Source organism: Anabaena sp. UHCC 0399, assembly GCF_034931465.1.
GTDB lineage: Bacteria > Cyanobacteriota > Cyanobacteriia > Cyanobacteriales > Nostocaceae > Trichormus > Trichormus minutissimus.
Genome location: NZ_JAYGGZ010000029.1, coordinates 19,945 through 35,743, shown reverse-complemented (window position 1 = coordinate 35,743; position 15,799 = coordinate 19,945). Strand labels below are relative to the sequence as shown.

Annotated in this window: 13 protein-coding genes; 5 read left to right on the top strand and 8 right to left on the bottom strand. The window is 41.8% G+C overall.

Annotation, left to right across the window (positions count from 1 at the left end; genetic code table 11):
- Positions 1 to 7 precede the first annotated feature (7 nt).
- Complete coding sequence (locus VB693_RS16510; RefSeq protein ID WP_323267203.1) at positions 8 to 574, bottom strand: hypothetical protein; 567 nt, start codon at positions 572 to 574, stop codon at positions 8 to 10.
- 107 nt (positions 575 to 681) lie between these two features.
- On the bottom strand, positions 682 to 3,246 hold the full coding sequence (locus VB693_RS16505; protein ID WP_323267202.1) for a hypothetical protein: 2,565 nt from the start codon (positions 3,244 to 3,246) through the stop codon (positions 682 to 684).
- A 563-nt stretch (positions 3,247 to 3,809) separates the two neighbouring features.
- Between VB693_RS16505 and thrC the strand changes: the two genes are divergently transcribed.
- Together thrC and VB693_RS16495 are read left to right on the top strand one after the other, a co-directional pair.
- Positions 3,810 to 5,114, top strand: a complete 1,305-nt coding sequence (thrC, locus tag VB693_RS16500) for a threonine synthase (RefSeq protein ID WP_190704181.1) — start codon at positions 3,810 to 3,812, stop codon at positions 5,112 to 5,114.
- Between the two features lie 79 nt (positions 5,115 to 5,193).
- Positions 5,194 to 5,469, top strand: coding sequence for a MoaD/ThiS family protein (locus VB693_RS16495; RefSeq protein WP_190704178.1), 276 nt, complete (start codon positions 5,194 to 5,196; stop codon positions 5,467 to 5,469).
- Between the two features lie 386 nt (positions 5,470 to 5,855).
- Here the strand turns inward: VB693_RS16495 and VB693_RS16490 are convergent, their stop codons facing one another.
- Genes VB693_RS16490 through VB693_RS16480 form a run of 3 tightly spaced genes read right to left on the bottom strand, consistent with a single transcriptional unit; the run spans position 5,856 to position 8,622 of the window.
- Complete coding sequence (locus VB693_RS16490) at positions 5,856 to 6,968, bottom strand: precorrin-8X methylmutase (RefSeq protein ID WP_323267201.1); 1,113 nt, start codon at positions 6,966 to 6,968, stop codon at positions 5,856 to 5,858.
- A gap of 3 nt (positions 6,969 to 6,971) precedes the next feature.
- On the bottom strand, positions 6,972 to 7,517 hold the full coding sequence (locus VB693_RS16485) for a hypothetical protein (protein WP_323267200.1): 546 nt from the start codon (positions 7,515 to 7,517) through the stop codon (positions 6,972 to 6,974).
- Entirely contained in the window at positions 7,504 to 8,622 is a 1,119-nt protein-coding gene (locus VB693_RS16480; protein WP_323267199.1) for an ATP-binding protein, read from the bottom strand. Before VB693_RS16480 ends, VB693_RS16485 begins: the two co-directional genes overlap by 14 nt.
- 113 nt (positions 8,623 to 8,735) lie before the next feature.
- Between VB693_RS16480 and VB693_RS16475 the strand changes: the two genes are divergently transcribed.
- The gene (locus VB693_RS16475) at positions 8,736 to 10,661 is read left to right on the top strand and encodes a heavy metal translocating P-type ATPase (RefSeq protein ID WP_323267198.1); all 1,926 of its coding nucleotides are present in this window, start codon (positions 8,736 to 8,738) and stop codon (positions 10,659 to 10,661) included.
- Positions 10,662 to 10,817: 156 nt separating this feature from the next.
- Here VB693_RS16475 and VB693_RS16470 read toward each other — a convergent pair whose 3' ends face one another.
- On the bottom strand, positions 10,818 to 11,036 hold the full coding sequence (locus VB693_RS16470; RefSeq protein ID WP_323267197.1) for a hypothetical protein: 219 nt from the start codon (positions 11,034 to 11,036) through the stop codon (positions 10,818 to 10,820).
- 260 nt (positions 11,037 to 11,296) lie between these two features.
- On the opposite strand from VB693_RS16470, the gene VB693_RS16465 reads away from it, so the two are divergent.
- Positions 11,297 to 13,291: a potassium channel family protein gene (locus VB693_RS16465; RefSeq protein ID WP_323267196.1), complete on the top strand. Its 1,995-nt coding sequence runs from the start codon at positions 11,297 to 11,299 to the stop codon at positions 13,289 to 13,291.
- A 353-nt stretch (positions 13,292 to 13,644) separates the two neighbouring features.
- Here the strand turns inward: VB693_RS16465 and VB693_RS16460 are convergent, their stop codons facing one another.
- A complete protein-coding gene (locus tag VB693_RS16460; RefSeq protein WP_190704157.1) occupies positions 13,645 to 14,847 on the bottom strand; it encodes a phosphoglycerate kinase in 1,203 nt (400 codons plus the stop codon).
- A gap of 90 nt (positions 14,848 to 14,937) precedes the next feature.
- Between VB693_RS16460 and VB693_RS16455 the strand changes: the two genes are divergently transcribed.
- Complete coding sequence (locus VB693_RS16455) at positions 14,938 to 15,345, top strand: universal stress protein (protein ID WP_190704154.1); 408 nt, start codon at positions 14,938 to 14,940, stop codon at positions 15,343 to 15,345.
- A 117-nt stretch (positions 15,346 to 15,462) separates the two neighbouring features.
- On the opposite strand, the gene VB693_RS16450 is transcribed toward VB693_RS16455, so the two are convergent.
- Positions 15,463 to 15,798, bottom strand: coding sequence for a DUF5615 family PIN-like protein (locus tag VB693_RS16450; RefSeq protein ID WP_323267195.1), 336 nt, complete (start codon positions 15,796 to 15,798; stop codon positions 15,463 to 15,465).
- Position 15,799: the final 1 nt, after the last annotated feature.

Below are 15,799 nucleotides of genomic sequence, written 5' to 3'. Positions count from 1 at the left end.
CAGTCAGTTAGCGTACCTGAGTTTGATAAGTTGCTTGAACTGTAGTTTTTGCTGCTACAGAGGGAAGTTGCAACCGGATGTGAGTATAAGCAGTTGCTGGTGCTGGTTTGGTTTCAACTTTGCCACCAGGGAGGGTAACTTTAATTGTGGGGTTATCTACAAAACTACGTCCGCCATCAATGCTGTAGGTAATTTTGGCATCTTTATTACTCATATTGGCAGACTTCAACACATACATCATCCCTTGAGGAATGGGTTGATTGAGAGTGAGATTTTTAATGGGGCGATCGCTCTTATTTTCCCCACTCAATGTATAACGTAATATATCCCCCGGTTGTACCACAGCCTTACCTTGTAACGCTTGCCATGCGACCTTTTGTTTACCTTGTTGGTCTTTAGTCACAACTTGCTTTTGTGCCTCTAAGCGCAATTGCAATTGTGGTTGATTTTGAATATTTTGCGCCACCACACTGCTAGATGACCAGAAAGCAGCTACTCCTGGTACATCATCGATAAATGGTACAGTGGCAATCAGAGCAAATGCTCCCATACCTGCAATAAAAATACCCTTCATTTAAATTGCCTCAAAAACTCTTAGATATATAATTCCCATGTTTGTAGTAAGGACTTTAGTCCTGAATTTCTCAGCACTAAAATACTTACTACAAACTCTGCAAAACTCTAGTTAACCTTACGACGGAAGGTAAATGTTCTTAGCTGACCTGGTGCTACCTGACCAGTTACAGTATTGACATATCTAGTCACGTCGGTAGTTAAAGTAGTTCCAGTCTGGTCACTACCAGAGGTAGTAGCTGGATTACCGTTAAAGAACTGGATATTACCATTCGGATCAGTGGCTGAACCAATAATGTTACTGGTATCAATCTGGCCATTACTATCGTTATCTAATGCCCAGTTGTTAGGAGATACCACACCATTTTCATTAATCACCACATTACTGGCATTCAAAATAATATTACCGTTACCAGACTGTGGCTCAGAAATATTACTGTACTGAATTACGTACTCAATAATATTTCCAGGTACAGGTTTCTTGGCAGCAGTGCTAAGTTGACCATCAGCACCTGCTACTGGCTGTCCATTTGCATCTAAGATTCTGGAGAGTTTCTCCAGTTTCAAGTAACCAGTATATACACGGTTAATAGTTGTATTACGGACAGTTTCAGAACCTAAACCAGCATTAGTATCATCCACAAAAGCCGTAATAGGAACAGGGAAACCTCTGCCAATATCTGTAGATAACTGAGTTCCAGCAGGTAGATCAACTTCCACACCGTAGTTGATATTAGTACCACCTAGGACGCTAGGAATAGTAATGTATTTACTTAGGGCATCAATAGCTGATTGATCACTATTAAAGAGGAAATTAGTACCATTCCAAACATAGGTTCTAGATTCAGAACCGTAGGTAATGGTGACTAATGTACCCGTGGGTAAATGACTAGCCGTTGCAGGTGGCGTAGGAACAAGGGAGTAACTGCTGGTGTTAGTACCATTATTTCTGATCGTGTTAGTGAAAGCTACTGCTTGCGGGTTAAGTGTCGCACCTGGTACTGTACCTGCTGGTACTAAAGAAGATTTGTTAGTGAAGTCGTCATTAGTTGTACCAGATGGGCCAATGGCAGCAGGAGCATTTACAGGGCCATTGAGAACTGCTGAAGTTACAGGAATTTCTACAGTAAAGATGTTGGCTTCACCACCTGTGCCAACACCAGTGTTATCGTTATTACCATCAACTCCTGTTTCGGGCGTAGCGGGGTTATTCACAAAACCATCATCAACGCTCAAATTATCAGGAATACCATCACTATTGCTATCGACAATATCAGGAATACCATCATCATTGGTATCCGTAACTGTAGGTAGTTTCATGTTGCCCAGTTGACCATCGAAATTACTGGGATTTTGATCACCAGATTCATCGTATACAGGCACATTAGTACCAGGGGTTTGACCAAATACTTGGGCGATGTTAGCAACTTGCAGGGGTGAAGATGCACTAGATTCAACGGCTAATTGAATGGAAAAACCAGTTACCGTTTGATTGGGTGCAACAGAAGTAACCGTAGCGGGGTTGTTGATAAAACCAACACGGGTGACTGTACTTAGAGTACCGGGTGCTGTTATCGTCCATGCGGCAGCATTAGCATCTGTGGTTACTGCATCTGTAGTATAAACTTGTATCCATCCAGGTGGGGCAGTTGGTATGGCTGCTAAATCTGTACCTGCAGGAATCGCGTCGGAAATTAAGATGCGTTTTTGAGTAGTTGTACCTGAACCTGTATTAAGTTGAATATCTGTCCCTTCCAAGGCGGCTGGTGTCAGTCCCTTTCCTGTGGGATCATTGCCTTCAACTCGTAAACTCAACCCATAGGTGATCGTGTCATCTGTAATTAAGTTAGGTGTACCAGCGTTGTAACCAGTACGTGTCTTGAGAATAGTCGCTAAAGAGTAGGTCTTAACAACTGCACCCACTTTCACATCTATAGAAGTATCACTAGCTTCTCTAGTACCGTTCACTGGAACACCATCTACTTCTGCATCAGTAGGAGTACCATCTGGGTTATCTACAGTGTAAACGTCACCACCATCAGGACTTCGTAGGACGTTTTGAGCATTGGCGGGAGTATTACCCAACTTAACGGTAATCGTGTCATTAGGTTGTGCGCCTGGCTGTACAGTAACTGGTACTCTGACTAAGACCTGACCCCCTACAGGAATATTGGGTACAATTACGTCTGAACCAGTGATGTTAACCCAAGTTGTCCCGCCGTTGATACTATATTGCAGGTTATTTGCTGTGCCGCCATCAGGCAATGTTCCAGAAACTGTGGCTGGCCCAGTTGTACTAGCAAGGTTGGGTATGCGGAAGCCGGTGGGGTCGTTACCGACGTTGGTGATGGTGTAATTGAAGATTAATAAATCGTCAACTGTAACATTACCACCGTTACTATCTACCAAACCTGTATAGTCAACTGTGATACCTGCAACTTCCGCGACAGTGACGGTTACTGTGTTAGAAGTAGTGTTGAGTGGTTTGTCAGGGTCATTAGGATCTTCGTAGGTGGCTGTGGCTTCGTTGCTAATAGATGTACCAGCCGTAGTTCCTTCAGCTAGTACAGGTGCAACAAATTGGAAAATCCCGTTAGCTAGGAATACTGTTGCGACTAAAGCGCGGTAAAGTCTGGACTTCTTCGTCTGATTAATTCTATGCCGAGATTTCATTTGGTGTATTTGCTGAGTAAAGTGCTGCCTGGTAAATTTCGATGAGAACAAATGCAAAATACACCAGAGTCATTGAAATCTACGTTTGATGTATGTTGCAGTTATTTCTTTCCATAGAAAACTGATTCCAAAGCAATCTAAATCACTTTGGAATATGGGTTGGCTCTCATATATGAGCTTTGGCACAACCAGTTGCTGATTGACTAAGCTTAATTTATCGAAATAGAGTTAATTTATTGTTACAGGATGATCGCATAACAATCACAACCTTAAACCAAAAAAAATAGATTTAAAAACCGTTAAAATACCAGTCTTTAAAGATTTAGTTCAAAAACAATTATTTTTTTTCACAGAGGCAATCTTAAAAACTTATCTATCTTTTTATACAAAATTATTATTTCCATTCAGTAATACGGTGGTGCAAAAGCGTAGGATTGCGCTTGTACCAATTTAGGTAACGCTATAAAATACCCGATAATTTTAGTCGGGTATGTTTGACTGGTATTTTTACTCGTGTTAGTATTCAGCCACAGTTGACGGACAAACAGGGAAAGATAGTTACTATGACTCAGGCAGTATCAACTCCTACCAAAACAAGCAACGCCACCTTTAGTGCTTTGAAATGTAAAGAATGTGGCGCGGAATATGAACTCAAAGCCATTCATGTGTGTGAGTTATGCTTTGGGCCTTTGGAAGTGAAATATGACTACAATGCTTTGCGTCTAACTGTCACCCGCGAAACCATCCAAGCTGGCCCGAACTCAATTTGGCGTTATCGTCCCTTTTTGCCCGTCGCAACTGACAATGTAATTGATGTGGGAACAGGTATGACTCCCCTGGTACGTTCCCATCGTCTAGCCCGCCGCCTGGGTCTAAACAAACTATATATAAAGAATGACGCGGTAAATATGCCCACCCTGAGCTTTAAGGATCGGGTGGTGTCCGTTGCTCTTTCCCGTGCTAGGGAGTTGGGTTTCACAACAGTTTCTTGTGCAAGTACCGGTAACTTGGCAAACTCTACAGCTGCGATCGCAGCTCATGCCGGTTTAGACTGTTGTGTATTCATCCCCTCAGATTTAGAAGCTGGTAAAGTATTAGGAAGCTTGGTATACAGTCCCACTCTGATGGCTGTCAAAGGTAACTACGACCAAGTAAATCGCCTCTGTTCGGAAGTTGCTAATACACACGGTTGGGGTTTTGTCAATATTAATTTACGTCCCTACTATTCTGAAGGTTCTAAAACACTAGGGTTTGAAGTTGCTGAACAATTGGGTTGGGAACTACCAGATCATATAGTTGCACCTTTAGCTTCTGGTTCACTGTTCACCAAAATCTATAAAGGTTTCAACGAATTTGTCGAAGTTGGTTTGGTAGAAGGTAAAAACGTCCGCTTTAGTGGCGCACAAGCAGAAGGTTGTTCACCAATCGCCGAAGCATTTAGAGAAAACCGCGACTTTATTAAACCAGTTAAACCGAATACAATTGCCAAATCAATTGCGATCGGCAACCCAGCCGATGGTGTTTACGCCGTTGAGATTGCCAAGAAGACTGGCGGTAATATTGAATCAGTCAACGATGCAGAAATTATCGAAGGCATGAAGTTGCTAGCCGAAACAGAAGGCATCTTCACAGAAACAGCTGGCGGAACTACTGTTGCTGTACTGAAAAAATTGGTAGAAGCTGGCAAGATAGATCCAGATGAAACGACTGTGGTTTACATCACTGGCAACGGTTTAAAAACCCAAGAAGCAATACAAGGCTATATTGGCGAACCTTTGACAATTGATGCCAAACTCGATAGCTTTGAACGTGCATTAGAGCGATCGCGTACTTTAGACCGCTTGGAATGGCAACAAGTTCTTGTTTAGTTAATAGTCGATAGTCATTAGTAAACTGCTAATGGCTATTGACAACCTCTTTGTAACAACTGACCACTATTAACTCACTATGGCTGTAAAAGTTTTAGTCCCTACCCCTCTACAAAATTTCACTAACAATCAAGCTGCGCTAGAATCTAGTGGGAGCAACATTGCTGAACTTTTAGACTCTTTAGAAACAAGCTTCCCTGGGATTAAATCGCGGTTATGCGATGAAAAGGGACAGCCACGACGCTTTTTAAATTTTTATGTCAACAGCGAAGATATTCGCTTTTTGGAGGGTACAGCTACACCTTTGAAAGATGGGGATGAAGTGAGTATTGTCCCGGCTGTCGCAGGTGGTTGATGTAATACAAATTTGTCAAACAAGATAGTTTTAGTCTCTCCGGTACTATATCTAGTAAGTTACAGCAGAAATAAAACCATGATCTGAGAAAAGGTAAAAAGCGGTTTTTTCTTTTGCTTTGTAGTTCTAGAGAGACGATAGATGTCAACTGTTATTAGCATGAGTAGTCTTTATTACTCGTGCTTTTTGTGTTGAACTTCAGGGCGACTAGAAGTCGTGGCTACACAGTGTTCAATTTACCCTCACAGGTTGAATACTGTACGCGCGCTTATTTTGAGATAGGAAGAGAAATTAATCTGTTGTCGGGAAACGAGTAGGAGGATTTTTTGCCTAAAACTTAAGGGGAAGCAGAGGGGGAAAATCTCATATCCAACGCCCAATCTTAATTACGAATTACCAAGATAACAATGACAATCTGGTTTTTCAATCAATGACTCCACCAGGGAATTGAGCGTAGTTGCAGCTAGTAATCCTCCACCAATTGTCCCATCAATAGTGATAAAGGGTAACTCTTGTTGCCTGAGTTGACGCTTGGCGGCTGGCGCGTGACTAAAACCAATCGGCATTCCAATAACTAGGGAAGGTTGAATTTTTTGCTGATTAATCAGGGTACAAACTTCTAATAGCACTGAGGGAGCATAACCAATAACTAAAATACAGCCAATGCTAGCTTGTTCTAATCTTTGTCGCCATTCCTGATGCTGCCAAAATTCTAGTTCCGCTTCTGTGGCGGTGGAAACGTGGGGGTTATCAATTAAAGTTTTGACTCGACAACCCAGATGAACTAATCTTGTTTGATCTACAGCCGCCGCAATGGTGGGGATATCAACTATAATTTCACAACCAGAACTCAGGGCTGCACGACTAGCCGCGATCGCATTTTTACCAACTCTCACAAAAGACACTAAACTAACATCACCACAGGACAAAACCAGCTGAGAAATTAAATGTTGTTCGATCTCAGAACGGTTTGATAAGTCAGGTAGCAAGTGTTGTAGAGATTCTGCAAAAACTTCCGAGTGAGTGTGAACTTCTGCATCTAAACCACTCCACAGCTTTGCCAAATCTCCTAAACCGGCTTGGGTTTCTACGTCTAGTAACTTGACTTGTGCCAAGACTTCTGCTTGCATGATTTGACAATGGCGATCGCGTCCTAATAATCCTTCTAAAGCTGAGGCTGTTTGACGCAGTTGGGCAATTTGCTGCATGACGGCGCGATATTGCTGTTGCAACTGTGCCATTAAATGACTATTGGTGTCGGTTTCTGGTTGTATTTCCAAAATTTGGCGGATGTGGTTAATTTGAAAGCCTTGTTGCTTCAGGGCGACAATTTTTTGTAGCCTCATCACATCTTTTTCAGTATAGAGACGATAGTTACTTGGTGATCGCTCAGGCTGCGGCAGTAACCCTAATTCATGGTAATGTCGCACCATCCGGGGAGTAATTCCACCTCCCACCGCTTCCGTCAGTTCTTTAATTGTTAAGCAACCAGCATTCATAGTTTACCCCAACAAACCTAAAATTCTTTGCAATTCTCCACAAGCCGCCTGAAGTGATGGCGGTGCATTAGCCTCTAAACTTCCCTGACGACATTTATCTGCCAAGTTCTCAACATAGGGTTTACAAGCTGATTCATTATTGAGGAATTTTGCATATACTGTTTCTTCATCAATACTTGCTCCTTGCAAATAATGTATCCATGTTTCAATATTTCTTTTAGGTACGAACATTGCCATAGCTTCATTAGCTTGACGAGGTTTTTGCTCATTTTCAATTAGGACATCATCTAATTGTTTCAGCCTGTCTTCTAGTGTTTTTGTATCTGCATCAATCAGAACAACTAAAATTCCTGAGATATAGTTTTTGCTACGGAAGACCTTCACCTCCGCCGCATAACTTTCTCTCACAAACTGTTCTCCTGCGCCTTTACGACAAAATTTAGTTCTAATATTCCCCGTAAAACCTCTTTTTTTGAGAAAGTAGCGAGCAAAAACCTCTTGTTGTCTATCCTCACACAAAATCACAATCTGAATCCTACGCTGACTCATGCAGCCATCCCCGCGCGATTAATTCTGAAATTGGTAATCCAGTATTTTCAGAATTTTTATCACTAATTTTTTTTACCCTTACAGGTGCATTACTCTGACGCTCAAACCAATAACCTATAGGTGATGCTAGAAGATAATTAATCAGTTCTGGATGGTGTGATATGAGTAAAGCCTGCATTTTTTGTTCACTACAAAAATTATAAAGTTGAATCAACCAAGGTTGAATTTCTGGCAGTGCTAAAAAATTTTCTGGTTCATCTATACATAATGTATAGTCTTCAGATTGAGTACCATAAAGCAGAGTGTAAAGGGCAAGTAGTACTTTTTGCCCATCGGATAATTCTCCAAAGTAATACTCAATTGCTTTCTCGGTGTCATCACGAGATTTAAATTTCAATTTCAAAGTGCGGTCTTGTTCACTAAATTTTTCAATTATAAAATTTGAAAATCCTTCTAATACATTCTGCAAAACACTCATTAGTTCATATACTTTTCCCTGATCTTGTGAAATATATCTATACCAAGAAACAAAGTTTTCCATTTTGTAACTCAGTATTTTTTCTTCTTGTTTACTATTATTGTTCATTAATACAGGCGTGATTTGTACAATAACTAATCTCTCAATACGGTATTTAAACCAAGTTAGTTTTGTATTATCTTGGCTGGGTTGTAGTAAAGATAAAACTGATTGAGAAAAATTGAATGGATATTTTGGACTGGGTGAGTAATTATCATTAAAAATTTCTACTTCACCTGCTTCATATTTTAGTAATGGTTGCTGATCAAACCATAAACGTTCATAGTGAATATGGCTTTTATTTTGATCATGTGCAATAGCTAGTTCATATTTATAATTTCCATGATTTCCATCTACTTCCAACTCGAAACGCTGAATTGATAAATTCTGCCAACGAGTACATTCAAAATAAGAAAAAACATCTGCTATTGGATAATCACCAATTATAAAAAGTTGCAGTCTCCGTAAAGCTTCAAAGACAGTTGATTTACCTGACCCATTACCACCGAGAAAGAGATTAATTGAGTTAAAGTCAAGTTCAAAATTTACCAAGCATCGAAAGTTATCAATATAAATTCGCTTTAACATATTTTCTACCTTATATTGAGAATTTTATAAGAACTAGGTTTTAATCCATTCTCTTGACATTAACATTAATGTCAAGGTTTAGGGTGAGGGTAGTTATCACTGATTCCACGCTCATGCTTTACCCCCAGCGTTTTAACCAATTCACCACAGAACACTCAGACACCTTAGCCGCCCTAATTTGCGGAGTGCTGTTATTTTTGGGATGGTTTGCCTTACATCTAGGTTGGCTAGGATGGGCTTTACTACTGTTACCGGCTGCTTATGTCATTGGTGGCTACGACAGTGCGCGTGAGGGACTAACGACGCTGATTAAAGAAAAAGAACTTGATGTAGATTTACTGATGATTGTGGCTGCTGTTGGTGCAGCTAGTTTGGGTTTGTGGCGGAGGGAATACCACTTAATTATTGATGGGGCAATTTTAATTCTCATCTTTGCTATCAGTGGCGCATTGGAAGGTTACGCCATGCGGCGAACTGAGAGGAGTATCCGCAGTTTGATGAGTTTGACACCAGATACAGCGAGGATTTTACAACAGGGAGAAGAAGCAACTATTCCGATTAGCCAGCTGCAAGTCGGCGATGAAATTGTTGTTAAACCCGGTGAATTGATTCCTACAGATGGCATGATTATTTCTGGTTACAGCACCATCAATCAAGCGGCGATTACAGGGGAATCTTTACCTGTAGAAAAGACAGTGGGTGAAGAAGTCTTTGCGGGGACAATTAATGGTTATGGTGCATTGCAGTTGAAGTTACACAAACCAGCCGCCAGCAGTTTGATTCAGCGAGTGATTCGGTTGGTGGAACAAGCCCAAACAGAAGCACCGCCTTCTCAGGAATTTATTGAAAATTTTGAAAGGGGGTATGCCAAAGTTATCGTCATTGCTGGGGTATTACTAGCAACTTTACCGCCGTTTCTGTGGGGTTGGGACTGGGAAACGACAATTTATCGGGCTTTGACTTTTTTGGTGGTGGCTTCTCCCTGTGCATTAATGGCAGCCATTATGCCTACATTGTTATCGGGAATTGCCAATGGTGCAAGACAGGGCATTTTATTTAAAAATGGCGCACAGTTGGAGAAAATTGGGAAAGTGAGAGCGATCGCCTTCGATAAAACTGGTACTCTGACTACAGGACAGGTACGAGTATCTCAAGTCCTCAGTACGGGTAAATATACACAACAAGATGTACTGATCGCCGCAGCCGCTTTGGAATCTTCCTCAGAACATCCCATTGGTCAAGCTATCACCCAGGCAGCTAGTGATTTAGACTGGGTGAGGGCGGTTGAGGTACAAGCCATACCAGGACAGGGAATTTTTGGCACAGTTAACAATCAATCGGTGATTGTAGGGAATGCGGCTTTTGTACAACAGTATGTTGTCCAATTACCAGAAGAATTACTAGAAAAAGCCGCATCTTTAGAACAAGAGGGTAATACGGTAGTTTGGGTGGCGCAAATGGAGAGCAGGGGAGATGAATATTACATAATGGGTGCGATCGCGCTTGCAGATACAATCAGACCAGAAGCTGCTAGCACTCTCACCCATTTACGGCAAATGGGAATAGAACAAATTGTCATGATTACTGGCGATAATGAACGCACTGCCCATAGTGTCGCCCAAGCTGTCGGGATTGATCAAGTATTTGCCGAACTGCTACCAGAAGACAAACTAGATGTGATTCGGAACTTACAGAAGAAGTATCAAACCGTCGCAATGGTGGGGGATGGGATTAATGATGCACCAGCTTTAGCTCAAGCCTCGGTAGGGATTGCAATGGGAATAGCAGGTAGCGATGTTGCCTTAGAAACCGCAGACATAGTATTAATGGCAGACAAACTAGACAAAATGGCCACAGCTATCAAATTAGCCAGGCGATCGCAAAATATAATCAAACAAAATATAGTCGTTGCTTTGGGGTTTATTGCTTTGCTGTTGGTTGGTAACTTTCTCGGCAACGTTAATCTCCCCATCGGTGTGATTGGACACGAAGGTTCTACGGTGTTAGTTACTCTGAGTGGTCTGAGATTACTAAAATAGCTGAGTGCTGAGTGCTGAGTGTTGTTAGCGGTAGCGCGGCGTTTAGCCGGTGCTGAGTAAAGTAAGATTATGCCCCACTAAGCTCATAGCATTTTTAACTCAGCACTTTTTATTTTTTATTTTTAACTTTTGAATTTTGCGTAGCGGTACTTTTTTCTAAAAATCTTCTAATAAACTCATCAATGCGTAAAATTCAGGCTCTTCTGTTGGCGACTGAGATAACTGATTTCTTAACTCTAAGAGTTGAGTCTCTATTGCTTCAGCCACATAGTCCATTTGAGATGCCTTGGCAATTTCTAGCTGTTTTTCTTTGACTCTGATTTTTCTGATCAGTTCGTTGACAAAATCAATTGCATTATAATCTTGAGAAATCATACCCTGATACCCTTTTAAAAATCTCCAGAACTAAGTGAAATTTATAGTTTTAGTGAAAATGGGTGTAAATCAAACCTTGCAGTAGTCCACACCATCAGGTTGGTATCAATTTTGTTACTATTAAAAATATTTTGGTAAAGCCTACGGTAAAATATTAGACTATGATTCATTGGTGAGGTACATTACTTCATCTGTTGTTACATTATTCACTTTCGCCCATAAAAAGTTTAAATTTTCAGTAGTCTGCACGAGCGTTGAACATGGGACAAAATGTAGTCAATGCAGATACTTTCTTGGTTTGTGGGCTGGGCAGCTTGGGGCAATACTGTGTATCTGTGCTGAAAGAGTTCGGGGTAAAAGTCAACGCTATTGAGGCAGTAAATCCTCAAAAATGGGAAATTCCTGACCTACCTGACTTAATTGATGACTTAATCATTGGTGACTGTCGCCAAGCCAAAATATTAGAACAGGCAAAAATTCGCCAGTGCCGAGCCATTTTGATTGTAACCAGTGATGAGCGAATGAATATTGCCGGGGCATTTGCCGCGCGATCGCTAAATCCTGATGTGCGTTTAGTCATCCGTTCCTCCCAAGATAACCTCAACGAGTTACTGAGGGAAAGTCTAGGTAATTTTGTCGCCTTTGAAGCTACGCAGTTACCAGCCAAAAGCTTTGCCTTGGCAGCTTTGGGAAGTGAAACTACAGGCTTTTTTAGTTTAGAAAATCATTTCCTCCAAGTCATGGAAGTCTCAATTCATATTGGACATCGTTGGCGAAATTTTCTACAACTCCAAGAAATAAACACTACTCATCGGCGAATTCTCACCCATAACCGAGCCGGAGAACTTCTAGCACAGACATTCTATCAATGGCAACCAGATGCACCCATTTTGTCAGGCGACACAATTACTTATATTGAAGTCACTGAAAATCTAGTTTCTCGTTCTCAACGACCAGTCAAAAATATCAAGCAACTCTGGCGGACAGTATTAAAAACCATCACCTGGGCAAATCTGCGTTATCAACTCACCCTATTTTGGGCAGAGAGTAGCCAAACTCGCCGTGTAGTCTTAATGAGTAGTCTGGTGATGGCGAGTTTGTTCTTAGGTGGTGCATTCCTGTACAAACTGCAATATCCGCAAATTAGCTGTCAGGAAGCCTTGAATTTTTCCTTAGTTCTCAGTCTGGGGGGTTATGGCGACCTATTTGGCGGACGAGAATTGCCCTTTAGCATACCTTGGTGGCTACATTTATTCAGCATTAGTCAGACTGTGGCAGGTACAGTATTTGTAGGTATTCTCTACGCAGTAATGACTGAACGCATCTTAGCTGCCAGATTTCAATTCTTGATGCGCCGTTTACCTGTGCCTAAATCTGATCATGTAGTGTTAGTTGGTTTAGGCAGAGTAGGGAAACTAGTGGCGCACCTACTCCAAGAAATGAAACAACCCTTAGTAGGAGTCCATCCTCATGACTTAGACCCCAATTTATTGCCACCTATACCGTTAATTGTCGGCAATATCAAAAATGCCTTGAACAAAGTTAATATTACCACCGCCAAAAGTGTAATTATTGTCACCGATGATGAGGTCACAAACTTAGAAATTGCGTTGATGACCTATGCAGCAAACCCCAAAGCTTGTGTAGTCATTCGCACCGTTGACCCCCGTTTTAGTGAGAATGTCGCCAGATTACTGCCTTACGCCAGAGTTTTGGGAGTTTATGAACTAGCAGCCGAGGCATTTGTGGGGGCAGCCTTTGGAGAAAATATCCTCAATTTGTTTCGCCTCAATAACCAAACCACATTAGTCACTGAATATCAAATTGAAGCCCACGATACACTCAACGGCCGACTATTAGCGGAAATTGCTTACGGCTATGGAGTTGTGCCGATTCTCCATGCTAGAAATAGCCAACGCGCCCCAAAGTTTATGCCCTCTGATGATATCAGGTTGGCTGTAGGCGATCGCCTAATAGTTCTCGCAACAATTGAAGGACTACAACGGGTAGAACTAGGAACGATGCTTCCTCGTCAATGCTTAGTACGGGTAGAAAAGGCAGTGTCACAAGAAGCGGTTTTTGAAGGGGCTGCATTAATTTCGCGGATATCTGGTTGTGATATGTATATTGCCAGAACCCTGATGAATCAACTACCAGGAACTCTACAGTATCCCCTTTATAAACATCAAGCCCATCGCCTAGTGAATGAGTTAATTAAATGCCAAGTTTTAGCGTCAATAGTCAATAGTCAATAGTCATTGGGAATTGGGAATTGGGAATTGGGCATAAAAAAGTTAAAAGATTTTTTCTTTTGCTTTTTTACTTCCTTACCCCCAGTCCCCAGCCTTGCAATTTTGGATTTGCAATGAGTGGATTTTAGATTATACGGCTTATGTGAATTAGAGGCTGAAAGAACACGGTTTCGTTCATAAAGCCGGATTTGATCATGAAAGCAAAGGCTAAAACCTTTGATATCGCTGAGGAATTTTTAACTCACATAAGGCGTATTATTCAATCCAAAATCTAAAATCCGTCTTGAAAAGTTTCCTACGGCGGGAAACCCGCCTACAGAACTTTCCGCAAAATCTAAAATTCCCAGTCCCCCTAATTACGCTTCATCTAAAGCAGCGATACCGGGTAGGACTTTACCTTCGAGTAACTCTAAGCTAGCACCGCCACCAGTGGAGATATGGCTCATTTGATCAGCCAAACCTACCTTCTCAACAGCCGCTACAGAGTCACCACCACCGATGATGGTGGTTGTACCAGTTTTGCTGATTTCTGCTAGAGTATGAGCGATCGCTTCTGTACCAGCAGCAAATTTATCAAACTCAAATACACCCATCGGCCCGTTCCAAATCACGGTCTTACAGTCAGCCAAAGCTGCTTGGAAGACTTTTATAGAGTCAGGGCCAATATCCAAACCCATGCCATCAGCAGGAATATTTTCAATGCTGACGGTGGTAGCATTGGCATCAGGGGCAAATTTATCAGCCGATACAATGTCTGTAGGTAGCAAGAAGGTGACACCACGTTCTTTAGCCTTAGCTTCCAAAGACTTCGCCAGTTCTAGCTTGTCTTCTTCTACTAGAGACTTACCAACATTCAAACCACGGGCTTTATAGAAGGTGAAAATCATCCCACCACCAATGATTAGCTTGTCGCACTTCTCTAGTAGGGTTTCGATTACGCCGATTTTACTAGAAACCTTAGAACCACCAATAATCGCTGCTAAGGGACGTTGGGGTTCTTCAATTGCGCTTTGCAAATACTGCAATTCCTTCTCAATCAAATAACCACCAACAGCAGGACTCAAATAATGAGTCACACCTTCAGTAGAAGCGTGGGCGCGGTGTGCTGTCCCGAAAGCATCATTTACATAAAAATCGGCATTAGCTGCCAGTTTTTTGGCAAATTCTGGATCGTTCTTTTCTTCTTCTTTATAAAAACGGACATTTTCTAGCAACAGCACTTGGCCATTTTGTAAAGCAGCCACTTTGGCAGATGCTTCGTCGCCAATACAGTCATCGGTTTTAACGACTTCTTGACCCAACAACTCAGATAAACGCTTTGCAACGGGAGTCAGGCGCAGTTTGTCATCTACACCCTTGGGACGACCAAAATGGCTTGCTAGAATGACCTTAGCACCCTTCTGCGTTAAATCTTGAATGGTTGGTAGAGCAGCACGAATGCGAGTATCATCTGTGATGTTGCCTTGGTCATCCACAGGTACATTAAAATCAACCCGCACAAAGGCGCGTTTACCGGAAATATCAGCCGCAGATAAACTTGCTAAAGTTTTTTTGGACACTACCAAACCCTCCTGATTGCCTTTTTGTTATCGTTTTGAAAGTATAACCATCAAGATTTTACCGGAGTACGGGGTGCTGAGGAGAGATATATGTTCAACACAGTTTTATTTCCAATCGATCAAAGTCGGGAAGCACGGGAAGCTGCTGATGTGGTGGCTAATGTCGTGCAGAAATATGGTAGTCGTTTAGTGCTGCTATCTGTGGTGGAAGAACCCGCCGCAGATGAAGCTAAAACTGATCCAATGGTGTCACCAGAGGCGGTTGCTAAACTCTTAGCCGATGCTCAGGCTTTATTTTCTGGGCAAGGTATTCCATCGGAAATTATGGAAAAGCAAGGCAAACCAGCCTTTACTATCTGTGATGTCGCCGATGAAATTGGGGCAAATTTAATCATTATGGGCTGTCGGGGACTAGGCTTAACTGAAGAGGGGGCAACTGATAGTGTTACTACTCGCGTGATTAACCTGTCACCTTGTCCAGTGTTGATTGTGCCTTGAGAGTGGTGAGTGCTGTTAGCGGTAGCGCGGCGTTTAGCCGGTGCTGAGTGTTGGGTGCTTAGTGGTGCGTTGATTGAAGTTTGACGCACCGCATTCAACTGCTTTGACAAATATTACTCACTTTGCTGGACGATTAACTCGAATCAATTTTCCTGTGAAAACTTCAATTACAGCGATCGCTTCATGAATGCGTTTCGCTAGTCTTTCTAAGTTTCTATCTTCTGTGCAAATAATGATGCCAGCATGGTCAGATATTCTGTTGTGTAAACGGATAAAATCACGCCTATTTTGTGTCAAAACTACTCTCTCATGATTTATTGCAAAAGCTAACACATCTGGGTCAGAGATTCCAGAGTTCCCTGATTCTTGAACTGTCAAAATATCATGATTCCAAGTGCGGAGTAACTGCACAACGGCTAAAGGGAATTGTTCGTCAGCATAGAGATTAGCCATA